The sequence below is a fragment of the Corynebacterium imitans genome (assembly GCF_000739455.1).
GTDB lineage: Bacteria > Actinomycetota > Actinomycetes > Mycobacteriales > Mycobacteriaceae > Corynebacterium > Corynebacterium imitans.
In genome coordinates, this window is record NZ_CP009211.1 from 816,179 (window position 1) to 838,924 (window position 22,746).

19 protein-coding genes are annotated in these 22,746 nt (G+C 64.0%); 8 read left to right on the forward strand and 11 right to left on the reverse strand.

The window, feature by feature from the left end; genetic code table 11:
• The first annotated feature begins 72 nt into the window (after positions 1 to 72).
• The 3 genes from CIMIT_RS03725 to CIMIT_RS03735 are packed head-to-tail and all read left to right on the forward strand — an operon-like array spanning position 73 to position 2,629.
• Positions 73 to 1,374: a TrkH family potassium uptake protein gene (locus CIMIT_RS03725; RefSeq protein ID WP_038589359.1), complete on the forward strand. Its 1,302-nt coding sequence runs from the start codon at positions 73 to 75 to the stop codon at positions 1,372 to 1,374.
• Positions 1,367 to 2,047, forward strand: a complete 681-nt coding sequence (locus CIMIT_RS03730) for a potassium channel family protein (RefSeq protein WP_038589362.1) — start codon at positions 1,367 to 1,369, stop codon at positions 2,045 to 2,047. Before CIMIT_RS03725 ends, CIMIT_RS03730 begins: the two co-directional genes overlap by 8 nt.
• Before the next feature lie 57 nt (positions 2,048 to 2,104).
• The gene (locus CIMIT_RS03735; RefSeq protein ID WP_038589363.1) at positions 2,105 to 2,629 is read left to right on the forward strand and encodes an NADPH-dependent FMN reductase; all 525 of its coding nucleotides are present in this window, start codon (positions 2,105 to 2,107) and stop codon (positions 2,627 to 2,629) included.
• Here the strand turns inward: CIMIT_RS03735 and pth (CIMIT_RS03740) are convergent.
• Positions 2,626 to 3,210 (reverse strand): aminoacyl-tRNA hydrolase, encoded by a 585-nt coding sequence (gene pth / locus CIMIT_RS03740; protein ID WP_038593941.1) that lies wholly within the window; start codon positions 3,208 to 3,210, stop codon positions 2,626 to 2,628. The genes CIMIT_RS03735 and pth (CIMIT_RS03740) overlap by 4 nt on opposite strands.
• A 4-nt stretch (positions 3,211 to 3,214) precedes the next feature.
• Between pth (CIMIT_RS03740) and CIMIT_RS03745 the strand changes: the two genes are divergently transcribed.
• Positions 3,215 to 4,120, forward strand: a complete 906-nt coding sequence (locus tag CIMIT_RS03745; protein ID WP_038589366.1) for a nitronate monooxygenase — start codon at positions 3,215 to 3,217, stop codon at positions 4,118 to 4,120.
• On the opposite strand, the gene CIMIT_RS03750 is transcribed toward CIMIT_RS03745, so the two are convergent.
• From CIMIT_RS03750 to CIMIT_RS03760, 3 genes are all read right to left on the reverse strand, one after another.
• A complete protein-coding gene (locus CIMIT_RS03750; protein WP_038589369.1) occupies positions 4,105 to 4,932 on the reverse strand; it encodes a fumarylacetoacetate hydrolase family protein in 828 nt (275 codons plus the stop codon). The genes CIMIT_RS03745 and CIMIT_RS03750 overlap by 16 nt on opposite strands.
• Before the next feature lie 10 nt (positions 4,933 to 4,942).
• On the reverse strand, positions 4,943 to 5,500 hold the full coding sequence (gene pth, locus CIMIT_RS03755) for an aminoacyl-tRNA hydrolase (protein ID WP_038593944.1): 558 nt from the start codon (positions 5,498 to 5,500) through the stop codon (positions 4,943 to 4,945).
• A gap of 61 nt (positions 5,501 to 5,561) precedes the next feature.
• The gene (locus tag CIMIT_RS03760) at positions 5,562 to 6,200 is read right to left on the reverse strand and encodes a 50S ribosomal protein L25/general stress protein Ctc (protein ID WP_038589372.1); all 639 of its coding nucleotides are present in this window, start codon (positions 6,198 to 6,200) and stop codon (positions 5,562 to 5,564) included.
• A gap of 254 nt (positions 6,201 to 6,454) precedes the next feature.
• Here CIMIT_RS03760 and CIMIT_RS03765 point away from each other — a divergent pair, with 254 nt between their 5' ends.
• Entirely contained in the window at positions 6,455 to 7,924 is a 1,470-nt protein-coding gene (locus CIMIT_RS03765; protein ID WP_038589374.1) for an NAD-dependent succinate-semialdehyde dehydrogenase, read from the forward strand.
• Here the strand turns inward: CIMIT_RS03765 and hisC are convergent.
• From hisC to CIMIT_RS03790, 5 genes are all read right to left on the reverse strand, one after another.
• Complete coding sequence (hisC, locus tag CIMIT_RS03770) at positions 7,921 to 8,955, reverse strand: histidinol-phosphate transaminase (RefSeq protein WP_038589377.1); 1,035 nt, start codon at positions 8,953 to 8,955, stop codon at positions 7,921 to 7,923. The genes CIMIT_RS03765 and hisC overlap by 4 nt on opposite strands.
• Before the next feature lie 11 nt (positions 8,956 to 8,966).
• The gene (locus tag CIMIT_RS03775; protein WP_051904773.1) at positions 8,967 to 10,319 is read right to left on the reverse strand and encodes an amino acid permease; all 1,353 of its coding nucleotides are present in this window, start codon (positions 10,317 to 10,319) and stop codon (positions 8,967 to 8,969) included.
• Position 10,320: 1 nt separating this feature from the next.
• On the reverse strand, positions 10,321 to 11,298 hold the full coding sequence (locus CIMIT_RS03780; RefSeq protein ID WP_038589383.1) for a ribose-phosphate diphosphokinase: 978 nt from the start codon (positions 11,296 to 11,298) through the stop codon (positions 10,321 to 10,323).
• Between the two features lie 9 nt (positions 11,299 to 11,307).
• Positions 11,308 to 12,747, reverse strand: a complete 1,440-nt coding sequence (gene glmU / locus CIMIT_RS03785) for a bifunctional UDP-N-acetylglucosamine diphosphorylase/glucosamine-1-phosphate N-acetyltransferase GlmU (protein WP_038589386.1) — start codon at positions 12,745 to 12,747, stop codon at positions 11,308 to 11,310.
• 61 nt (positions 12,748 to 12,808) lie between these two features.
• Positions 12,809 to 14,053, reverse strand: coding sequence for an MFS transporter (locus CIMIT_RS03790; protein WP_038589388.1), 1,245 nt, complete (start codon positions 14,051 to 14,053; stop codon positions 12,809 to 12,811).
• 121 nt (positions 14,054 to 14,174) lie between these two features.
• On the opposite strand from CIMIT_RS03790, the gene CIMIT_RS03795 reads away from it, so the two are divergent.
• On the forward strand, positions 14,175 to 15,590 hold the full coding sequence (locus tag CIMIT_RS03795; RefSeq protein WP_231910338.1) for a multicopper oxidase family protein: 1,416 nt from the start codon (positions 14,175 to 14,177) through the stop codon (positions 15,588 to 15,590).
• Here CIMIT_RS03795 and CIMIT_RS03800 read toward each other — a convergent pair.
• A complete protein-coding gene (locus CIMIT_RS03800; RefSeq protein WP_051904774.1) occupies positions 15,568 to 17,601 on the reverse strand; it encodes an acyltransferase family protein in 2,034 nt (677 codons plus the stop codon). The two genes, CIMIT_RS03795 and CIMIT_RS03800, sit on opposite strands and share 23 nt — an antisense overlap.
• 252 nt (positions 17,602 to 17,853) lie before the next feature.
• On the opposite strand from CIMIT_RS03800, the gene CIMIT_RS03810 reads away from it, so the two are divergent.
• Together CIMIT_RS03810 and mfd are read left to right on the forward strand one after the other, a co-directional pair.
• Entirely contained in the window at positions 17,854 to 18,492 is a 639-nt protein-coding gene (locus tag CIMIT_RS03810; protein ID WP_038593950.1) for a TetR/AcrR family transcriptional regulator, read from the forward strand.
• A 4-nt stretch (positions 18,493 to 18,496) separates the two neighbouring features.
• A complete protein-coding gene (gene mfd, locus CIMIT_RS03815) occupies positions 18,497 to 22,126 on the forward strand; it encodes a transcription-repair coupling factor (protein ID WP_038589394.1) in 3,630 nt (1,209 codons plus the stop codon).
• On the opposite strand, the gene CIMIT_RS03820 is transcribed toward mfd, so the two are convergent.
• On the reverse strand, positions 22,116 to 22,742 hold the full coding sequence (locus tag CIMIT_RS03820) for a CPBP family intramembrane glutamic endopeptidase (RefSeq protein WP_038589397.1): 627 nt from the start codon (positions 22,740 to 22,742) through the stop codon (positions 22,116 to 22,118). The two genes, mfd and CIMIT_RS03820, sit on opposite strands and share 11 nt — an antisense overlap.
• Positions 22,743 to 22,746 lie beyond the last annotated feature (4 nt).

Below are 22,746 nucleotides of genomic sequence, written 5' to 3' on the forward strand. Positions count from 1 at the left end.
CGGCCTCGGAAGCGACAGAACTCATGCCGAAGAGTCTACGCGGTGGGAAAAAGGGGTCTATAGTTCGAGAGCGTGAAGCAGTTGCTTTCGAGCCCAGCACGGCTCACTGCCTTCGGGTTTTTCTTCCTCATCATGGTGGGCACTGCCCTGCTGATGATGCCTTTTGCAGGCGGAGCCTCGCTGCTCTCGGCGCTGTTTACAGCTACCTCGGCAGTGTCGTTGACTGGTTTGGTCGTGGAAGATACGGCCACGTTCTATAGTCCCGCGGGCCAGGTCATCATCCTGGTGCTGATCCAGCTCGGTGGGCTGGGCATTATGTCGCTGGCCTCGCTGTCCGGTTACGTTCTGACCGGGCGTATCAGCTTTAAGGCGCGCAAGACCGGGGCGTACGAGGGGCGGCCGATTACGTCCGGGGGTATCAGGCGGACCCTCATCTTTACCTTCGCGTTTACCGCGGTGGTCGAGGCCACGATTGCGGTGCTCGTGGGCGCGCGGCTGATGCTGGGCTATGGGTATTCCTTCCCGCGTGCGGCGTGGGAGGGCATCTTCCACGCGATCTCCGCCTTCAACAACGCGGGATTTTCCACGCACAGCGATAACCTCGTTTCCTTTGCCGCAGACGCGTGGATCCTGCTGCCGCTGGCCGCCGCGCTGATTGGCGGTGGCCTTGGGTTTCCTGTCTGGGCGGAGCTGGTGCGCCGCAAAATCTCTATCACCGGGCGCATGACGCTGTGGGCGACGGGTCTTCTCTTACTCTTTGGCATGGTGTTCTTCGCCTGCGCGGAGTGGCGCGGGGTGCTGGGGCCGATGCCACTGGGGCAGAAGCTGCTTAACGCCTTCTTCGCATCTGCCTCGCCGCGCACGGCGGGGTTTAACGCCGTGGACTATGGGCAGGCCCACCCGATCACGCTCATGGGCACGGACATGCTCATGTTCCTGGGCGGAGGATCCGCGGGTACCGCAGGCGGGATCAAGGTGACCACGTTTTGTGTGCTGCTTGCGGCGATGGCGGCCGAGTTCCGTGGTCGTAAAAACACGACAATTGGGCACCGCAGCGTCCCGCACACGGTGACCCGCCAGGCACTCGCGTTGAGCGTCGCGGGCGTGGCCGTGGTTGTTGTCGGGGTGGCTACACTTCGAATTTTCGACCCACAGTTCACAGCGGACCAGGTCACCTTCGAGGTGATTTCTGCATTTGCCACCTCCGGATTATCCACAGGAATTACGGCGGACCTTTCAACAACGTCGAAGCTTGTGCTGTGCATGATCATGTACCTGGGCCGAGTTGGCCCAACCACTTTGGTGGCGGCGCTGGCGGCGCGGACCGTCGACAGGCGCTTCAGCTACCCCGAAGAAAGGCCCTTCATTGGCTAAGTTTTTCCGTTCTCGCGCAACGATTGATATCCCGCCAGTCGTGGTGATCGGCCTGGGCAGGTTTGGTACCGCGCTGTCGCACGAGCTGATGGACAACGGCGTCGAGGTGCTTGGCATCGACGTCGGCGACAAGGCGGTGCGCGAGCAGGTCGCTTACCTGACCGAAGCGCTGATTGCCGACGGCACCGACCCGGAGGCTTTGAAGCAGCTCGGGATCGAGGAGGTCGAGCGCGTCGTCGTGGCGATCGGCTCGCACCTGGAGGCCTCCATCCTGACCGCCTCCAACCTGGTGGAAATGGGGGTCAAAGACATCTGGGCGAAGGCGGACTCGGAGGCCCACGCGCGCATCCTCTCCCAGATCGGTGTGCACCACGTGGTGCGCCCGGAGCGCGACACTGGCCGGCGCGTGGCGCACCTGCTCAGCGGCGACTTCCAGGACTTCGCCGAGATCGCAGAGGGCTACGGCGTGACCAAGCTGAGCGCACCAGCCGCAGTGGTTGGAAAGCCTCTCGACCCTGCGGACGTGTGGAAAAACTACCGTGTGCAACTTGTTTCTGTACGGCAGGGACAGGGGCAGTGGGTGCCGCTTGAGGCGGGGGCTGAGCTGCGTCGCTCCGACCTCATCGTCGCGGCGGGAAGCCCGGCGGATTTGGAAAAGTTCTCGAGATGTTAGGATACGCTGTATACCCAATGTAGACACGTCAACAATGTCGGCGAGAAGGAGAAACTTATGAAAATCGGTGTCATCCTCGGCTCCATCCGCAAGGGCCGCGCAGGCGAGTCCGTGGCCAAGTGGGTCATGGACAACGCAGCAGGGCGTGAGGGCTACGAGTACGAGCTGCTCGACCTGGCGGACTTCCGCGTTCCGCTGCTGGAAGCGGAAATGATCCCCGGTGCCGCCAACAAGCAGTACGCGGACGAGGCCACCACCGCGTGGTCGGCCGCAGTGGACGCCTGCGACGGTTTCATATTCATCACCCCCGAGTACAACCACTCCGTGCCGGGTCCGATGAAGAACGCCTTTGATTCCTTGGGCAGCGAGTGGGCCGCAAAGCCGGTGGCCTTCGTTGGCTACGGTGCCGACGGTGCAGTCCGCGCGGTCGAGCACTGGCGCCAGATCGTGGCGAACTTCTCCATGTTCGGCGTGCGTAACCAGGTCGCGCTGTCGCTTTTCGACGACATCCCACAGCCGCGCGAGCAGAAGCACAAGGACCTCACCACGGTGCTCGGCGACATCGAGCAGGCGCTGGCCTAGCTCTTCGCGTGGATTTCGTTTTGCGCGGCAGCTAGACCGTCTGAGCAAACAAGCCGCGCGGCCTCGGCGGCTGTCTCGATCGCCTCATTTCCATCTAGGGGGCCGAGCACCCAGTCGGGGACAGCGAGTCCTTTCGGCGGGCGGCCGATGCCGACGCGCACGCGCACGTAGTCGCGCGTGCCCAGGTGCTCGGTGAGGGATTTGAGCCCGTTGTGGCCGTTCTCATTCCCGCCGAGCTTGATGCGCACCTTGCCCGCAGGCAGGTCGAGCTCGTCGTGAATGACCACGATGCGCTCGGGAGGTACGCCGAGCTGCTTTGCGAGAGGGGCCACGGCCTCGCCGGAGAGATTCATGAAGGTGGTGGGGCGGGCCCACGCGACGTCGCCAATGTGCTCCACCGTTGCTTTGATCCCGCGCACGGGGGCCAGGTTTTTGGCAGACTGGTCGACAGCGAGCGTGCCCACGTTGTGCTTCGTGGTCTCGTACTTGGGGCCGGGGTTGCCCAGTCCCACCACGAGCCACTCGGTAGCAGGGGGCGTGGGCCGGAAGCGCTTGAGAAAATCGAACACGAGGACAAGCATAACCATGGACCTTCCACGCATCGTCGCCGCACCAATGGCAGGCGGCCCGACCACACCAGAGCTCGTGAACGCAGTCAGCTTCGGCTTTTTGGCGCTGGGCACCTGCACCGTTGAGCAGGCCAGCACTTGGCTTAAAGCATGTGAGCCGCCCTTCGGTGTCAATCTCTTTATGCCGCAGCCAGAGCCATCGCTTATCGACGTCGAGATGGTCGCCGCCGAGCTCGGCGCTGAGGTCCCACAGGCCGATGTCACCAGCGGTTTTGAGGAAAAGTTTGAGCTGGTGGTTGAAGCGGCACCACCGATCGTGAGCACGACTTTCGGGCCGCTTCACCCCGAGCATGTGGAGCGGCTGCACTCGGTGGGCTCGGAGGTGTGGGTGACGGTCACCCGCATCGAGGACGCGCGGGAGGCAATAGGGGACCTCTGGAACGCCGACGGCCTGATCGTGCAGGGGCCCGAGGCGGGCGGACACCGCAGCACCTGGTCGCCGGCAGAGGTGCCGGACACGCTCTACCTGGACACCATCGTTGAGGAGGTCGCTGAGTTGGGCGTGCCCTTCATGGCTGCGGGCGGGGTTCGCGGGCCGGAGGACGTGGAGCGGCTTCTTGGCTTGGGCGCTGATGCTGTTGCTTGTGGCACTGCGTTCCTCTTAGCTGACGAGGCGGGCACGAGCCCGCAGAACCGTGAATTGCTGCGCACTGATCGGCGCACTGTGGTGAGCAGGGCTTTTTCTGGCAGGCCTGCGCGCGGGATCGAGAGTGAGTTGACCAAGCGCTACCGCGACATGCCGCCGATCTACCCCTATCTGCGCCCGATGACGCCGGACGCGGACTACTGCCTGGTGGGCAAAGACCGCGGCGAACTCATGGAGGCACCGGCCAAGGAAATTGAGGCCTACTTGGCCGGGTAGACGCGAGTCGTGTTCTCGATGGCGCCGAGGCCCTCAATCTCCACGCGCACCGTGTCGCCGTCGGCGAGGTAACGCTGGGGGTTCCTTGCGTGCCCCACGCCGTCGGGAGTGCCGGTGGCAATCACGTCGCCGGGCTCGAGCGGGTAGAGGTGCGAGATGAACTCGATGAGCTTCGCGGGCGAGAACACCAAGTCGTCCGTGGGGGCCTGCTGCATGACCTCGCCGCCCACGGTGGTGATGAGCACGGGGCCGGGCTGCCACTCGGTGTCCAACCAGGGGCCGAACCCGGCTGTCTTTTCGAGTGATTTCCCCTGGTGCCACTGCTTGGTGCGCTTTTGGATATGGCGCTGGGTGTAGTCGTTGATCACGGCGTATCCGGCGATGTGTTCATTTGCATCAACCTCGTTGACGTGGCGGGTGTACTTCCCAATCACCACGGCAAGCTCGCCCTCGAAATCGAGGGTGTCGGCGTTGAAGTCGGGGATCTCCGCGTCGTCGTAGGGGCCGATGAGTGCCTCGGGGAACTTGATGAACAGGGTGGGCACGTCGGGACGCTCGTGGCCCATCTCGTCGATGTGCTTGGCGTAGTTCAGGCCGACGCAGATAATCTTGCCCGGGCGGGGGATGACAGGGGCGAGCTGCTCGGGAGTGAACTCGACTTTTTCTCCCTCCTGCCACGCAGTACTGTCGCCTGCTTTAAGGAGGGCACCGACGTCCGGGTAGCCCGGGAAGGTGACGGCGGTGGTGTCGGATTCGAGGCGGGCGGCGACGGTGAGGTCGTGGCCGGGGACTCGCAGTGTGACTAAGCGCATGCCCTTAAACTTATACGGATTTCAACCAGAGATCCGCCGCGTCGGCGGCCGCGATTGTCAGATCAACCTGCTGACTGGCAGAAAAGGGCTTGAGCACGTAGTCGGCGGGAGCCATTCTTCCAGGCGGACGCCCGATCCCAATAGCGAGCTTGTGGTAGGGCTTGCCGCCCAAAGACTTGGTTACAGATTTTAGGCCGTTGTGGCCGTGGTCGCCGCCGCCCTTGCGGAGTTTGACCTGCCCCAAGTCAAGGTCGAGCTCGTCGTAGGCGACGAACACGTCCTCTGTTTGCACGCGGAAGTAGTCGGCGAGTGCCTTGACGGGGCCGCCGGAGACGTTCATAAAGGCGCGGGTGCGGGCAAGGATCACCTGGCGGTCGGGGAGGAGCCTGCCTGCGGCAAGCTCGGCGACCTCGGTATTCGTGCGCTTGTGCGCCGCGAGTTGGGCGGGCATGGGGGTGGCGCGGGAGCACAGCTCGTCGATAAGCGCGATGCCCGCATTGTGGCGGGTGCCTGCATACTTGGGGCCCGGGTTGCCCAGGCCGACAACTAGAACTGGAGAAGAAGACACGCCCTTAAGCATAAAGAAACGCCCACTGCGCGCGGCAGTGGGCGAGACTTTAAAGAAGGAATTACTCCTCGGAAGACTCCTCGGCGGACTCGGCACCGGCCTCGGCGCCGCCCTCCTCGGCCTCCTCGGCAGCCTCCTCGAGGTCCTCGTCAACCTGCTCGTAGGTGAAGTTGACCAGCAGGTCCTCCGGGTCGGAGAGCAGCTCTGCGCCCTCCGGCAGGGCAACGTCGCCAGCCAGGATCTGGTCGCCGATCTCCTTGCCCTCGATGGAGACCTCGAGCTCGTCCGGGATGCTCAGTGCGTCGATCTCGATCTCGATGAGGTCGTTCTCCACCAGGACCACAGCGTCCGGGTGAGCCTCGCCGGTGGTGACAACCGGAACCTCAACGTTGACCTTCTCGCCGCGCTTAATGCCCAGGACGTCGATGTGGTCGATGTCCAGGGTCAGGACGTTCTGATCGACGTGCTTGACCATGCACAGCAGCTTCTCGCCCTCGTACTCGAGCTCGAGAATGGCGTTGACACCCTCGTTGCGCACGATCGCGGAGATCTCGATGCGGTCGACGGAGAAGTGCACGTTGTCAATGCCAGCCTCGTAGAGGACGCCGGGGATACGGCCCTCGCGACGCAGGCGGCGAGAGGCACCCTTGCCAAACTCTTCGCGCTTCTCAACCGGGACCAGGATCGGGGTAACAGCCATGTGTGACTCCTTGTACTTGAATGGTTGGGCCACAGGAAAAGCCTGCGACCACTTGATCGGAACAGGTGCTCGTCGAGTGATCGCAGGCTTGAAAAGTCTGGATACATATCGCGTCGATAACGGCTTCTACAGCCCTCGCCGAGACCAGGTGAGTATATCCAATTCGGGGCATCTCATCCAAACCGCCGCCTGTGTTGCGCCGCGCTGGTAGACCAGAAGGTGATTACCTACGAAAAGGAGAAGGGACACGTTTTATGGATATCCAAGCAATCCTGGACCAGGTGGAGACCCGCCTGTACATCAACGGCGAGTGGCGCGATGGCGCAGAAGGGGAGACCTACGAGGTGCTCAACCCCGCCACGGAGGAGGTCATCGCTACGATGGCCTCCGGGACCCGCCAAGATTCCCTGGACGCGCTCGCCGCAGCCGACGAGGCGCAGAAGGTGTGGGCGCACACCGCGCCGCGCGAGCGCGCAGAGATCCTACGCAAGGGCTACGACCTGGTCAAGGAACGCAAGGAAGCGTTCGCAGCCATCATGACCACGGAGATGGGCAAGTCCTACACCGAGGCACTCGGCGAGGTGGACTACGGCGCCGACTACCTGCTGTGGTTCTCCGAGGAAGCCAACCACTTCTTCGGCCACACCAACCGCTACCCGGCCAAGGGCAACCGCATGGTCACCGTGCGCAAGCCGGTCGGGCCCTGCCTGCTGATCACGCCCTGGAACTTCCCGCTGTCCATGGCGACAAGGAAGATCGCACCGGCCCTGGCCGCGGGCAACACCGTGGTGATCAAGCCGGCGAAGCTGACCCCGCTGACCATGCAGTACTTCGTGCAGACCATGGAAGAGGCGGGCGTGCCAGCGGGCGTGATTAACCTCGTCTCTTCCAAGTCGGCCTCCGATGTCTCGGAGCCGATTTTGCAGGACCCGCGCTGCCGCAAGCTCTCCTTTACCGGGTCCACCCCGGTCGGCTCAGCGCTCATGAAGCTGGCCGCGGACAACGTGGTCAAGGTCTCGCTCGAGCTGGGCGGCAACGCACCCGCGATTGTCTTTGCGGACGCCGATATTGACGGTGCCGTCGAGGGCGTCAAGGCCGCGAAGATGCGCAACATCGGCGAGGCCTGCACCGCTGCCAACCGCATCCTCGTCCACGAGTCGATCGCGGAGGAATTTGCCACCAAGCTGGCCAAGGCGGTGAGCGAATTGAAGGTGGGCAACGGCATGGACGAAGGTATTGAGGTAGGCCCGCTCGTGGAGAAGAAGGCGCAGGAGCACATGCAGGCGCTTGTCGACGACGCGGTGTCCCACGGCGGCACCATCCTCACCGGCGGCAAGGCCGTCGAGGGCACAGGCTTCTTCTTCGAACCGACCGTGATCACCGGTGCCTCGAAGGACGCGAAGGTGTTCCGTGAGGAGATCTTCGGCCCCATCGCCCCGATCTTCACCTTCAGCACCGAGCAGGAGGCGTGGGCGCTGGCAAACGACACCGAGTATGGCCTGGCGTCGTATGTCTTTTCCGAGGACCCGGATGTGATGTGGCGCGCCTCCGACCACCTGGAGTTTGGTCTGGTGGGCTACAACACCGGCGTCGTCTCCGATGCCTCCATCCCCTTCGGCGGGGTCAAGGCCTCCGGCCTGGGCCGCGAGGGCTCGCTCGAGGGCATGCTGGAGTACACGGAGGTGCAGATGATCGGCGTGCGCGACCCCTACGCGCGCTTCTAATCCAGCACTGTATCTAGGGCAGAAAGGAGCGCGTCCGTTTCTTCCTCGTTGGTCACCGTGATGCGGGTGCCCTCGGGGAAGGAACGCACCAGCACGTCGTGGTCTGCGAGGTCCGCGGCAAAATCCTTTGGAGTATTTGGCAGCCACACGAAGTTGGTCTGTGACGGCGGGGTGCCATAGGCCTTGAGCGTCTCCGTGAGACGCTCACGCTGGGCGCAGGTCTCTTCAACGCGTGCTGCAAGCTCTTCAGATGCCTCCAATGAGGCAAGTGCTCCGGCCTGTGCCACCGAACTGACGGAGAAGGGCACGGCGACCTTGTTAATGCCCTCGATCAGCTCGGCAGGGCCGAAGGCGTAGCCCACGCGCACGCCCGCGAGCCCGTAGGCCTTAGAAAAGGTGCGCAGGCCCACCACGTTGGGATACTTCGTGATCTCCTCAGTAACCACCGGGGTATCGGCCGCGCGGTTGTACTCAAAATATGCCTCGTCCAGCGCAACCGTGACATGCGCGGGCACCTTTGCCATAAACGCATCCCACTCGGCGGTGGTGATGGTGGTCCCGGTCGGGTTATTCGGGTTGCACACGAAGATCAGCCGGGTCGAATCAGTAATTGCGCGCGCCATTGCCTCCAGGTCGACGCGGTGCTGTGCATCGAGGGGGATCGGGCGAGCGGTAGCGCCCGCGATCTGCACGAAGATCGGGTAGGCCTCAAAGGAACGCCAGGGGAAAATCACCTCATCACCCGGTTGCGCGGTCGCGCACACCAGCTGCTGGCACAGCGCCGAGGACCCAGTGCCTACCGCGACTTCGTCAAAGGTGACGCCGAGGTGCGAGGCGAGCGCCTCGCGCAGTTCGACCGCGCCCATGTCCGGGTAGCGGTTCGCCCCGGCGAGTGCTTCGCGCATTGCCTCCTGCACCGACGGCAGCGGGCCGACGGCCGACTCATTGGAGGAAAGCTTGATGGTGTCGGCTGATTGTTCGCGCGCACCGGGGACGTAGACAGGCAGGGAAGCGAGGTCTTTGCGGATCATGCCTGCCTATCTTAGGCCGACTGTTTCCGCGTCGCCCCAATAATGCTCAGACCAACGACCCACGCGATGAGCGCACCGAGGCCGACCCGGTAGTCAGGTAGAAACGCCATGAGCACGAGCACCAGGACATAAAAACCGGCGCAGAGCCAGTTGGCATAAGGGTAGAACGGTGCCATGAAGCTCGAGCGGCCGCCATTCGCCCGGAAGCGCAGGTGCGCAAAGCTTATCGACGCCCACGTGATCAGCTCAGAGCCCACGATGATCGCCAGGAGAATCGCGAAGACCTTCCCCTCAAAGAAATAATTGAGGATGACGACGGTGCCCATGAGCGCGGCGTCGAAAAGCAGCGCGCGAAGTGGGAGCCCCTTCTTTGTGGTTGCTCCGAAGAACTCCGGGGCCTGGCCGTTGCGCGCCAAGTCGCGCAGCATGCGGCTGCCCGAATACGTCATGGTGTTGCACACCGATGCCACCGCGACCAGGATGACCAGGTTGAGCACATGCGCCGCGCCGTCAACGCCCACGGCGGTGAGCACGCGGACGAACGGGCTAGCGGAATCGCCCTGCTCATCCCACGGCGCGAGCAGCAGAATCACGCTCATGCCGCCCAGGTAGAACAGCAGGATGCGCCAGATGACGGAGTTGACCGCGCGCGGGATGGTGGTTGATGGGTTTTCAGCCTCGCCAGCGGCGGTGCCGATCGACATGATGCCGCCGAACGTAAAGGTCACGGCGACGAGCGAGAAGAGCACACCCGTTGCACCGTTGGGGAAGAAGCCGCCGTGGATAAACAAGTTTTCCGTACCCACCGCAGGCTCGGGGCCGAGACCGAGCACGAGCACAATCCCTAAGATGATCATCAGGCTCAGTGCGACAACTTTGATCAGGGAAAGCCAATACTCGGCCTCGGCGAACACGCTGACGCGGGCGGCGTTGATGAGCACCACAATGGCCAAAGTAACGAGCGCGGTGAGCCAGTGGGGAATCTCCGGAAACCAAAAGTCCAGGAAAGTCCCCATCGCAGTGAGCTCGATCATACCCACCACGATGGTGGTAAACCACCAGTTCCAGCCCACGATAAAGCCGGCCCGCGGGCCAATGAAATCGCGCGCGTAGGCGGCAAAGGAGCCGGAGACCGGGTGGGCCACGGCCATCTCGCCCAGCATCCGCATGAGCAGATAGACGATCGCGCCGACGATGACAAAGCCGAGCAGTACCGCGGGGCCGGCATAGTTGATCGATTCCGCGGAGCCAAGGAACAGCCCGGTGCCGATGGATGAGCCCATGGCGATCATGAGCATGTGGCGTGTCTTCACGCCACGTTTGAGACCACCATCATCGACTGACGGGTCGACTGGTTCACTCAAGCTAGGCCTGACCCTCGAAGAGGGTGGTCACCGAGCCGTTTTCGAAGATCTCGCGGATCGTCTTCGCCAACAGCGGGGCGATGGAAAGCACCGTGAGGTTCTTCCAACCCTCCGTGGACTGCGGCAGGGTATCGGTGGTGATGACTTCCTCCGCGCCGCACTCGCTCAGGCGCTCGCGCGCCGGGTCGGAGAACACACCGTGGGTACAAGCGATGACGACGGACTTTGCGCCCGCCTCCTTCAGCACGCCGACCGCGCCGGCGATGGTGCCGCCGGTATCAATCATGTCGTCCATCAGCACGCAGTCCTTGCCCGCCACGTCGCCGACGACGCGGTTGGAGACCACCTTGTTGGCAGCGTCGATGTCGCGGGTCTTGTGCACGAACGCCATCGGGGCGTCGCCCATCGCGTTGGCCCACTTCTCCGCAGTCTTCACGCGGCCTGCGTCGGGGGAGACCACGACCAGGTTGTCCAGCGAGTACTTGGACGTGATGTAGTCCACCAGGATCGGCTGAGCGTGCATGTGGTCGACCGGGCCGTCGAAGAAGCCCTGGATCTGGTCGGTGTGCAGATCCACCGAGACAATGCGGTCCGCGCCGGCTGCAGTGAGCAGGTCCGCGATGAGGCGGGCCGAAATCGGCTCGCGGCCGCGGTGCTTCTTGTCCTGGCGAGCGTAGGGGTAGAAAGGCAGGATCGCGGTAATACGCTTCGCAGAGCCACGCTTGAGCGCGTCAATCATGATGAGCTGCTCCATGAGCCACTTGTTCAGCGGCTGCGCGTGCGACTGCATGACAAAGCAGTCGGCACCGCGGACAGACTCCTCGAAGCGGATGAAGATCTCGCCGTTGGCGAAATCACGGGCGGTGGTGGGCACCAGCTCGATACCGAGCTCCTCGGCAACCTGCTCAGCAAGTGCCGTGTGTGCGCGACCAGAAAAGACCTTGAGGTCCTTGTGGCTTTCAGTAGAGTATCCAGTCATTGCGATCCTTTAGTTCTCGCGTGCGTTTTTCGCCGCTTCCGCAGCGTCGGTTCCGGGGCGGCGCTTTTCCACCCAACCCTCGATGTTGCGCTGGCGGCCCTCCTTGATGGCGAGCGCGCCAGACGGGACATCTTCAGTCACTACTGTACCCGCGGCGGTATAGGCGCCATCACCGATGGTGACCGGAGCGACGAACATGGTGTCAGAGCCGGTACGGCAGTAGTCGCCGATCGTGGTGTGGTGCTTGTTCACTCCGTCGTAGTTGGCAAAAACGGAGGAGGCGCCGATGTTGGACTCGCGGCCCACGGTTGCGTCGCCAATGTAGGTCAGGTGCGGGACCTTGGAGCCCTCGCCGATCTTGGCGTTCTTGGACTCGACGAAGCCGCCGAGCTTGCCGCGCGCACCCAGTTCGGTGCCCGGGCGGATGTAGGTGAAGGGGCCGACGGTGGCGTCCTCGCCGATGACGCCGAGTTCGCCCTGGGTACGCACGACCTTCGCACCCGCGTGTACTTCCATGTCGGTCAGGGTGGTGTCCGGGCCGATCTCGGCGCGATCCCCGATAACGGTGGAACCCCACAGTTGGGTGTTGGGGTAGATGGTCACGTCCTGGCCGATCTCCACGTCCACCCCGATCCACGTGGTGTCCGGGTCGATGACGGTGGCGCCGCCGCGCATCGCCTTCTCCACAAGTCGGCGGTTGAGCTCCTTGCCGGCCGCGGCCAGCTGCACGCGGTCGTTGACCCCGGCGAGCTCGCGGGCGTCGGGAGCGATGAAGGCGGCGACCTTCTTGCCGTCGCCGCGGGCGATGCCGAGCACATCGGTGATGTAGAGCTCGCCCTGTGCGTTATCGGAGTTGATGCGGGTCAGCGCGTCGCGCAGGACTGCGCCGTCGAAGGCGAAGACGCCGGAGTTGACTTCTTTGACGCGCTTCTGCTCATCGTTAGCGTCCTTTTCCTCCACGATCTCGCGGACGTTGCCCGCCTCGTCGCGGATGATGCGGCCATAGCCGGTTGGGTTGGCAAACTCGAGAGACAGCACGGTCACGGCGGCGTGCGCCTGCTCGTGCTCGGCAATCAGCGCATCGATAGTTTCTGGCTGCAGTAGAGGGACGTCGCCGTTGGTCACCACCACGGTGCCGTCGAAGTCGGGGATTGCGCTCAAGCCGCACTGCACCGCGTGGCCGGTGCCGTTTTGCTCCTCCTGCACTGCCTGCAGGATCTGGATGTTCATCTCTTCAGCGATCGCATCAACTGCGGGACCGACCTGGTCGCGCTGGTGGCCCACCACGGCCACGACGTGCGCAGGCTCGACGGAAGCGGCCGCGTGCAGCGAGTGCGACAGCAGGCTGCGCCCGCCGATCTCGTGCAGCGTCTTCTGCTTCGTCGACTTCATCCGGGTACCAGCGCCGGCCGCGAGAACGACGACGGCGCGCTGAGAGTGGTTGGCCACGCTTAGCTCCTTTGATTCACTACAGGGGGGCAGATGTCTTCTTACGTTAACGTATCGGCCGCTATGCGGTGCCGCGGGAGACGTCTTTGAGGCTTGCGGCAGAGGCGACGCCGATGAAACCGACAATAGCCAAGAAGATAAGCGTGATCTGCGGTCCGAACACGGAGATGGCCGAAGAGAGCGCGCCGACAAGCAGCAGCACGACACCCATCACGGTGTTCGCGGCGCCCGTAATGAGGGTGCGGCGGTCGCCATCAGCCATATCCACCAGGTAGGTCTTGCGGCTCACGCGCACCGCGGTGTGCGCGAGGTTGACCACGAAGAAGCCGATCGGCATGATCCACGCGTTGGCCGCGGCAGGCAGGAAGTTGGCACTCGCCACGAGCAGGAGCAAGCTTGTCGACGCCACCCCGGCCGCCCACGCCATCGTCGATTTTGAAGAACGATCCGAGAAGACACCGGAGATGCGCCCGCCGACCAGCGCAGCGCCGCCGGAGGCGATGATGAACGCGCCCAGGCTGGATAAGTCCGCGCCTTCTTCCTGCGCGAGCACCACGATAAACGGGGTGGACAGCGCGGTGACCAGCATGAGTGAGCGCACCACGAGGAACTTCTGCAGCTGCCTGTCGCCCTTGACCAGGTCGTAGGTCTGCTTGGCCCAATTCTCTTTGTTCTTCGGGGAGGGTTCCTCAGCCGGTTCCTTGATGGTGCTAAAGACGAGGGAGGCAAAGGCCCACGTGGAAGCGCCCACGGCGAGCAGTACCACGATCGCCCAACGCGGCAGGTCGTTCGGCAAAAAGGACAACAGCAGGCCAATCGCCAGTGTGAATGCTCCCGAGAGTGCCGTGGCTCGGCCCGTGATCAGCCCGCGGGTGCCCTTCGCGATGGTGCGTCCCTGGACATCCTTGCCTGCGATGGAGCACAGGGCGCGGAAAACCGAGAGCGCGGCGAGGAGGGCAAGGACGAGGACGCCGAGAAGTGGACCGTCGAAAAGCATGGCACTGAGCGCGATGAGGGCGGCCGAGATTGCTTGGCCCCAGGAGCCGATGAGCCAGGCGCGCTTGCGTTCCGCCTGCGCGGTAACCCAGGGGGTGAGCGCGGCTTGTGGGAGCATCGAGCCGGATTCGCGGATCGGGACGAGCAGCGAGGTGAAAGCCGCCGGGACGCCTGCGGCGGTAAAGAGCCAGGGCAGGACTGTTTTGGCGGCGACGATCTGATCGCCGATGCCCTGCAGGCCGTTCGACCAGATGAAGCGGCGGGCGTTGTGCTCCTGGTGCGGCATAGCGGAATCTGGGGAGGTGCTCATAGCCCCAAATAGTAGGGTTGGGGTGACATGGCTGCGCGTATTAGGCGCACCAAACCCGCAGGCAAGCAGGAGGTAACGCATGGCACGCGGATTGTCCCGACGCACATTTTTTAAAGGAGTAGTGCTGAGCGCGGGGGCGGTGCTCGCGGCCTGCGCAACGAGTAACCAGCCAAAGCCGCGCGGCGCTGATGAAGAGGCACGGCCGCTGCCCATCCCGCCGTTATATGAGGGCGAGCTGGACGGCTCCACGCGCACCTTCGAGCTGACGGCGCAGGAGGGCACCCACGAGATTCTGCCTGGTGTCCAAAGCACAACCTGGGGCTTCAACGGCGACTTCCTCGGCCCGACGCTGTACATGCGCAAGGGCGAGACCATCAACATGACGGTGCGCAACAAGGTGAGCGAGCCGACGGTGGTGCACTGGCACGGCATGCACCTGGCGGCGGACGCGGACGGCGGCCCCGCGCTTGTTTTCCCGCCGGGGAAGGAGTGGTCGCCGACGTGGAAGGTGGACCAAGACGCGGCAACACTGTGGTACCACCCCCACCCGCACGGGGTATCCGGGCTGCACGCCTACCGGGGGTTGGCGGGCGGGATTGTCGTGGCGGATGATGAGACGGATGCGCTTGGGCTGCCGAATACCTATGGGATCGATGACATTCCGGTCGTGCTCACGGACGCAAAGTTCACCGATGACGGACAACTCGATGAAACGATCGACCCCACTTACGGCTTGCTCGGGGATACCCCCGTGGTCAACGGGATCACCAAACCGCGGTTCGAGGCACCGGCGGGCAAGCTGCGGTTGCGCCTGGTCAACGGCGCAACCATGCGCTTCCACAACCTGAGCCTTGGTGTGCCTTTCCACGTGATTGCCACCGACCAGGGGCTTGTGGAACACCCGGTTGAGGTCGATGCCATTCTGCTCAGCCCGGGGGAGCGCGCCGAGGTGATCGTGGACGTGGAACCCGACAGCGAGCTGATGCTGCGCAGCATCGGCGTGGACGACCGTGGCGGACTCCCGGATGAAGAGGTGGCCAACGGCTTCGGATTGAGCGACGTCTTCGACCTGCTGGAGATTGTGGGCAGCGCGCCGGAGAGTGACGGCGCGCTACCGGAGCGGCTGGTAAGCGCGGAGGATAAGGGCACCGACTGGGTAGCCGAGCGCGAGTTCCGGCTCAACGGCTTCCAAATCAACGAGCAGTCCATGGACATGGAGCGCATCGATTTTGAAAAGACGCAGGCCGGCCCCGAGCTGTGGACGGTGACGAACGAAAATGCGGATTGGCCGCACAACTTCCACATCCACAACGCCCGCTTCCGCGTGCTCGACGTCGAGAACGGCGAGGTGAAGTTCCGCGAGGGCTGGCACGACACTATCTACGTGCCGCCCTTGTCAACGGTGCGTTTAGGAGTGGATATCCCGATGCACCGCAACGACGACTACGCGTTCATGTACCACTGCCACATGCTCTTCCACGAAGATGAAGGCATGATGGGGCAGTTCAGAATCCCTACTTCGGCCCCTCAGAGCTAACCTCGGCTTCCTTCGGGATGTCCGCGGTCTCGACGCCGGCGGGGAAGGCGTGGGCAAGGGCAGCGGCGAAGCGGATACCGCGCACGTCGTTGCCCTCGGCGTTGTAGTGCACCTCGTCACCCGCGAGGAACCAGCCCAAGTTGGCACGCGCCTCCGCGGCCCAGTCGTAGACAACGACGTCGTGGCGCTCCTTGGCTACCTTGCGCAGCGCCTCGTTGAACTCCTCCATGTTCTCGTTGGCGTAGTAGGAGTTCGATGGGCTGCCGGTGGCGGCGGTGGGCCACATGACGCGGTAGCCGTCGAGAAGCTCGAGCATCTTGCGGATGTTCTCCTCGAGCTCGCCTGTCGGGTCGTAACCGTAGGAGCGCGCCGCGTCCGCGTTCGCCGCATCGTTGACGCCGGTGGCGATGACCCAGCAGGTGCCTTCGTCAGCCGCACCCATGTTCAAAAGCTCCTGGACCGACTCGATGGCGGAAGGGTAGTTTTCGCCGTTGCCGTTGAAGCCCTGGTTCGTGGCGCGGGCACCGAAAACGCTGGTTTCCACGCTGTCTGCCCCGGCATCTAGATAGCGGTCGATGGCCGTTTCTGCGCCCTCGGGCAGCTGGCCCGGATCAAACATGCCGATCGAGGTGGAATCGCCGACGTGAATGACCTGTTTGCACGCCATGGTGGTGTCTGCGTCCTGGTTCTCCCAGGACGCGGCAGGTGCCTCCTCGGCGGTCGTTTCTTCTTCCTGCGTGCGTTCGCGGCTGCCGCCGCTTTGGGCCTCGGCGGGCAGTGCCATCGCGGGCTGTTGTGGGGTGCTGCCTTGTTGGGCAAACAGGGCGGTGATCCCGATGGAAATCACGCTGATCAGGGTGACCATCGAACCGAGCGAGGCCGGACGCAGCGCCTGGAGCGGCTGCTTCTTGTAGTGCTTCAGTGGGCCGAACACGCCGTGGCGGCGGATCGGGTTTTCAAAAAGCGTCCAGCTCAACGCGGCGAGCACCACCGACAGACCGATGGCCAGCACCGAGGCCCAGAAGAGGTGCTCAGTGAGCCAGGTCTGCGGCATGAAGTAGATCACCGGCATGTGCCACAGGTAGATGCCGTAGGAGCGCTCGCCGATCCAGCGCAGTGGCTCCCAGCTCAAGATGGCGGTCCACGGCCCGCGCGCGCCCAACACGGAGTAGATCGCCAGGACGGTGGCCACATTCAGCAGCAGGATCCCGCCCTTGTACAGGAACATGTTCTCCTGCGCGACGAGCATGCTCAGCGCGAAGATGCCGCCGAAGCCCACCGCGCCGACCAGCGTGCCGGCGATGGGGGAGGTGGCGACCTTCTTGTTCTCGTGGCGTCGAGAAGCGACGATGATGGCCAGCACCGCGCCGAGCAGCAGGCCGCCGGCGCGCGTATCGGTGCCCTCGTACACGCGGGTCGGGTCTACCTCGGGCTGGGCGAGCACCCACATCCAGACAAAAGAGGCCCCGGCGAGCACCGTCGTCGCGGCTGCTACGAGCCACGGGCGGCGGAAGATCTTGAGCAGCGCCCAGAACACCAGCGGCCAGAGGAGATAGAACTGCTCCTCAATGGACAAAGACCACATGTGGTCCAAAGGGCCGGGCCCGTTGAAGCGGTCGAAGTAGGAGGTGCCCGTGGTGATGTTGTGCCAGTTGTTCAGGTAGACGACCGAGCTGAGGGCCTCGAAGGCGCGGGTGCGTAGGTTGGTGGCGTCGAAAGCCACGCTCAGGATGAGCACCGCAAGCACGGTGGTGAGCATGGCGGGCGCAAGCCGGCGGAAGCGGCGAACCCAAAAGGTGCGTAGCTTTAAGGTGCCGTGGCGCAGGTGCGAGTTCATCAAATTCAGGGTGATGAGGTATCCGGAAAGCGTGAAGAACACGCCGACGCCGAGCAGCCCGCCGCCAAAGCCAGGAAGGTTGAGGTGGTACGCGATCACTAGCAGCACCGCGATAGAGCGGATGCCGTCCAGTGCGGGAACGTACTTGGTTGAGCTGTGAATAGGGCGGGGCATATACAGCGAACCTTCCTGGCAGGTGACAAACCGGTGACAGTTTAGTCCCACCCTGAAATATGAACGAAACCCGGCCTGCATAAACGCGGGCCGGGCAGTTGCTTCCCCACCAGGACTCGAACCTAGAATGACGGTACCAAAAACCGTAGTGTTGCCGATTACACCATGGGGAACAGCAGGCACCGATTCTAGCGCATGGTTGCCAAAACCTTAAATACCAGGCCGTGGCTCGCGGTACGTAAGCTTGAAGGCATGGCTCGTCAGCGAATGACCGGCGCGCAGCGTCGGGACCAACTCATCCACGTCGGTTGCGCCGCGTTTGCGGAGCGTGGCCTCGATGGTATTTCAGTCGAGGAGCTCGCCGCACGCGCGGAGGTATCCAAGCCCGCCATCTACGAGCACTTCGGTGGGAAGGAAGGCCTGTATCGGGCGGTCATTGAGCAAGAGATGGCCAAGCTGGAGGATCGTATTTTCACGGTGATCCAGCACGGCCGTTGGCGCGAGCGGATTGAGAAGGGCGTGGTCGCCGTCTTGACCTACGTCGAAGAGGAAACCGACGGGTTTATCATTATCGCGCGTGGGCAGCCGCCGGGGGAGAAGCCTTCGTACGCCACGCTACTCAACCGCGTGACCTCGCAGGTCTCCGCGCTGTTGGAGCAGGCGTTTACGCAGCGTGGATTAGATGCGTCGGTGGCCATGTTGTACGGGCAGGCACTCGTTGGCACGGTGTCCAATACCGCCCTGTGGTGGCTGGATAAGCGGCAGCCCGATAAGTACGAAACGGCCGCGCACATTGCCAACATGTGTTGGAACGGGCTGCGCGGCCTGGAAGCACAGCCGCACATCGTGCCTTTTGAACTCGAGGCGAATACGGGAAGTAAGGACGACTAAGTACATGCCAAATACTGTCTCTTCGGCACCTGCCCTCGGCGGGCTGCTCACTATGGCGCTGACCGATCCCAAGCTCAAGGGACTGGTGGCCAACATCGGGATGGACACGCTGCACGTGACCGGGATCGACCAGGTTCGCGCCTGGGCCGCCGGTGCGCTCGCGCGCGAGGTACCGCTGTTGGTGGTCACCGCCACCGGCCACGAGGCGGAGGACCTTTCCGCCGAGCTCGCTGCCCTGTTGGGCCCGGACAAGGTCGCGCAGTTCCCGGCCTACGAGACGCTGCCGCACGAGCGTCTGTCGCCCGCGCCCGATGTGGTGGGCCGCCGCGCCAAGGTGCTGTGGGAGATGCCGCAGGTGATCGTCGCCGCCGCCCGCGCCGCCTGCCAGCCGGTGCTGCCGAAGATCGCACCGATCCGCATCGAGCGCGACCACGAGTACGACTTCGGTAAGCTCACCGAGCAGATTTCCCACTACGCCTACGAGCACGTCGACATGGTGTCCAAGCGCGGGGACTTCGCCACCCGCGGCGGCATCATCGATGTCTTCCCAACCACCGCCGAGCACCCGGTGCGCATCGAGTTTTGGGGCGATGAGGTCACCGATATCCGCAGCTTCGCGGTCGCGGACCAGCGCACCATCGAAGAGACCGAGCTCGTCGAAATCTTCCCCGCCAGGCAGTTGCTTATCGACGCCACCGTGTCCGAAAAAGCCGACGCCCTCGCCCGGAAATTCCCCTCCAACCCCACCCTGGTGCAGCTGCTCACCCGCGTGTCCGAGGGCATGCACGCCGACGGGATGGAAGCGCTCATCCCCGCGCTGACCGACAAGCCGTATTCGGTCTTGCCGGAGCTGATGCCCTCCGGCTCCATCTGCCTGGTGACCTCGCCGGAGAAGGTACGCTCCCGCATCGCCGACCTGGAAGCTACCGACCGGGAATTCCTCGAAGCTGGCTGGGAGGCCGCCGCCATGGGAGCCGAGGGCCCGCTCGCCGTCGAGGGCCTTGATGTTTCTGCGTCGTCGTTCCGTTCTTATGAGTCGCTCGAAGTTTCAGCGCGAAACGCAGGTAACGCCTGGTGGACCTTCGCCCCGCCCGGCATGTTCACCGCTGACGACGCGGAGACGTTGCCCCTGGAGTTCGAACCCGCGCCTGCGCCGAAAGGCGACCCGCAGGCGATTGAGCAGCTCTACGCCACGTTGAAGCTGCACGTGCAGGCAAACCACGGCAAAGTCGCTTTTGTCGCACCCGCCAAGGGCACGATCGAGCGCACCGCAGAGCGGCTGCGCGAGCACGGGGTCTCTGCCCGGATCGCCACCGACGGGCTCGAACCCGTCGAGGGCGCGGTCACCCTCTACCAGGCGCTCAGCCACGCCGGTGTGGTCTTTCCCGGCCCCAACCTCGTGGTGGTCACGGAGACCGACGTCACCGGTAACCGCGTCGGCGACATTGCCGGTGCGAAGCGACGCGCCCCGCGCAGGCGCAACCGCGTCGATCCGTTGGCATTGACCCCGGGCGACTTCGTGGTGCACGACACCCACGGCATCGGCAAGTTTGTGAAGATGGCCGAGCGCACCATCAAAACCGGCGACGAGGACTCGCGCCGCGAGTACATCGTCCTGGAATACCAGGCGGCCAAACGCGGCCAGCCCGGCGACCAGCTCTGGGTACCCATGGAATCGCTCGACCTGTTGAGCAAATACACCGGCGGAGAAAAGCCGCACCTGAGCAAAATGGGCGGCTCGGACTGGAAGAACACCAAGCGCAAGGCCCGCGCCGCCGTGCGCGAGATCGCCGGCGAGCTCATCGAGCTCTACGCCAAGCGCCAAGCCGCGCCGGGCCATGCCTTTTCGCCTGATACTCCCTGGCAGCAGGAGATGGAAGACGCCTTCCCGTTTGTGGAAACCGAGGACCAGCTTGCCGCCATCGAGGCAGTCAAGGACGACATGGAAAAGCCGACGCCGATGGACCGCGTCATCGTCGGCGACGTCGGCTTCGGCAAGACGGAGGTAGCAGTCCGCGCCGCATTCAAGGCAGTACAAGGCGGCAAACAGGTCGCCGTGCTCGTGCCGACCACCCTCCTGGCACAGCAGCACTACACCACCTTCGCCGAGCGGATGGAAAACTTCGGTGTGACGGTGCGCGAGCTGTCCCGCTTCACCTCCGCCAAGGAGGCCAAGGAGATTACCGACGGGCTGGCGGACGGCTCCGTCGACGTGGTGATTGGCACGCACCGCCTGCTTGCCACCGGAGTGCACTGGAAAGACCTCGGCCTGATCATCGTGGACGAGGAGCAGCGCTTCGGCGTGGAGCATAAGGAGCACATCAAGGCGCTCAAGAGCCACGTGGACGTGCTCACCATGACCGCGACCCCGATCCCGCGCACCCTGGAGATGAGCCTGACCGGGATCCGCGAGATGACCTCGATCACGACTCCGCCCGAGGACCGTCACCCGGTGCTGACGTATGTGGGGCCGCAGGAGGACAAGCAGGTGGCTGCGGCGATCCGTCGTGAGCTGTTGCGGGATGGGCAGGTCTTCTACATTCACAACAAGGTCTCCGACATCGAGAAGACGGCGCGGAACTTGCGCGAGCTCGTTCCCGAGGCCCGCGTGGTGGTCGCACACGGGCAGATGAGCGAGCAGGTGCTCGAGCAGACGGTGCAGGGCTTCTGGGACCGAGAATACGACGTGCTCGTGTGTACCACGATCGTGGAAACCGGCCTGGACATCGCGAACGCGAACACCCTGATTGTGGAAAATGCCCAGAACATGGGACTGAGCCAGCTGCACCAGCTGCGCGGGCGCGTCGGCCGCTCCCGCGAGCGCGGCTACGCCTACTTCCTCTACCCGAAGGAAAAGACGCTCACCGAGACCTCCTACGACCGGCTGTCCACAATCGCCCAGAACAACGACTTGGGCGCGGGCATCGCCGTCGCGCAGAAGGACCTGGAGATGCGCGGCGCCGGTAACGTGCTGGGCGCTGAGCAGTCCGGCCACATCGCCGGGGTGGGCTTTGACATGTACGTCCGCCTGGTCGGCGAGGCCGTCGAGACCTTCAAGACCATGCTGGACGGCGGGCCCGTCGACGGCACCGACCAGGGGCCGAAGGAGATCCGGGTGGATCTGCCTGTCGACGCCCACATCCCCGACACTTACGTCAACGCGGAACGCCTCCGTCTGGAGATCTACCGCAAGCTCGCCGAAGCGCGCGAGGAGGAAGACCTGCGCCGCGTGGCGGAAGAAATGGTGGACCGTTTCGGGCCCATGCCGGTGGAGGTCGACCGCCTCATGGCCGTGGCGCGGCTGCGCCACCAGGCACGCAAGGCTGGCGTCTCCGACATCATGGTGCAGGGCACGCGCATCAAGTTCCACCCCGTGGAGCTGCCGGACTCGAAGCAGGTGCGCCTCAAGCGCCTGTACTCCGGCGCGAACTACCGTGCCGCGGCAAAGACGCTGCAAGTGCCCATGCCGCGCGAGTCGAAGGCGATCAACAGCCCGAACCTGCGCGACATCGAACTCGTGCAGTGGGTCGCGGACTTCCTCTCCAGCATGTTCGACATCGACACCATCGACGTCAACGGGACTGCGCAGACAGAGAAGCAGAAAAAGAAGAAAGTGATCTCTGTTAGCGAGTAAGCAGCAGCGGTAGCACCAGGGCCATGGAGGTACTCCAGGTCAGGTGCGCTGCGATTGGGGCAAGGCACCTGCCGGTGCGTGCGGCGAGCACGAACGCGAGCGCACCGAGCAGGAAAGCACCGACGAGCAAAAGCGGCACGCCCATCGCCACGGTGATCAGCGTGTAGAGCAAGGTGGAAAACCAGGCTTGGGCGTTCATGCTCATGCCTAAGAGGCGGAGTTGGCGGGGCACCATGTCGCGGTAGACCAGCTCCTCGCCGACCCCGTTGAGCACGAGTACGGCGAGGGTGGGAGCGAGCCCGCCTTTCTCTGGAGTAGCGAGCAGCTCCGTCGCGGGTTCGGCCAAAAACGGGATGCGGGCGACGACGAGCGCACCGAGGAAGAACACTAGGGCTAAAGCGAGGCCGGATAGAATCCCGAGCGCGACGTCGTTAAGCTTGCGCGGCCCGGCAAACGCCGAAGGATTTCCCCACACCCACCAGGCGAGGCCGTAGAGTGCGGCGGTAGCGAGCGTGGCGGCGAAGAAACCGGGCGAGCCGTCGCCCGCGCGGCGGGCGAGGAAGAGCCCGAGTGCGCCGAGGGCGCAGGGCATCAGGAAGAGCCATTGGCGGGGCATTGGG

Excerpts from the sequence above, each read along its gene's own strand:
- CIMIT_RS03735 (WP_038589363.1), top strand. The coding sequence starts at position 2,105 with ATGAAAATCGGTGTCATCCTCGGCTCCATCCGCAAGGGCCGCGCAGGC.
- pth (WP_038593941.1), bottom strand. The coding sequence starts at position 3,210 with ATGCTTGTCCTCGTGTTCGATTTTCTCAAGCGCTTCCGGCCCACGCCC.
- CIMIT_RS03745 (WP_038589366.1), top strand. The coding sequence starts at position 3,215 with ATGGACCTTCCACGCATCGTCGCCGCACCAATGGCAGGCGGCCCGACC.
- CIMIT_RS03750 (WP_038589369.1), bottom strand. The coding sequence starts at position 4,932 with ATGCGCTTAGTCACACTGCGAGTCCCCGGCCACGACCTCACCGTCGCC.
- CIMIT_RS03760 (WP_038589372.1), bottom strand. The coding sequence starts at position 6,200 with ATGGCTGTTACCCCGATCCTGGTCCCGGTTGAGAAGCGCGAAGAGTTT.
- CIMIT_RS03765 (WP_038589374.1), top strand. The coding sequence starts at position 6,455 with ATGGATATCCAAGCAATCCTGGACCAGGTGGAGACCCGCCTGTACATC.
- hisC (WP_038589377.1), bottom strand. The coding sequence starts at position 8,955 with ATGATCCGCAAAGACCTCGCTTCCCTGCCTGTCTACGTCCCCGGTGCG.
- CIMIT_RS03780 (WP_038589383.1), bottom strand. The coding sequence starts at position 11,298 with ATGACTGGATACTCTACTGAAAGCCACAAGGACCTCAAGGTCTTTTCT.
- CIMIT_RS03790 (WP_038589388.1), bottom strand. The coding sequence starts at position 14,053 with ATGAGCACCTCCCCAGATTCCGCTATGCCGCACCAGGAGCACAACGCC.
- CIMIT_RS03800 (WP_051904774.1), bottom strand. The coding sequence starts at position 17,601 with ATGCCCCGCCCTATTCACAGCTCAACCAAGTACGTTCCCGCACTGGAC.
- CIMIT_RS03810 (WP_038593950.1), top strand. The coding sequence starts at position 17,854 with ATGGCTCGTCAGCGAATGACCGGCGCGCAGCGTCGGGACCAACTCATC.
- mfd (WP_038589394.1), top strand. The coding sequence starts at position 18,497 with ATGCCAAATACTGTCTCTTCGGCACCTGCCCTCGGCGGGCTGCTCACT.
- CIMIT_RS03820 (WP_038589397.1), bottom strand. The coding sequence starts at position 22,742 with ATGCCCCGCCAATGGCTCTTCCTGATGCCCTGCGCCCTCGGCGCACTC.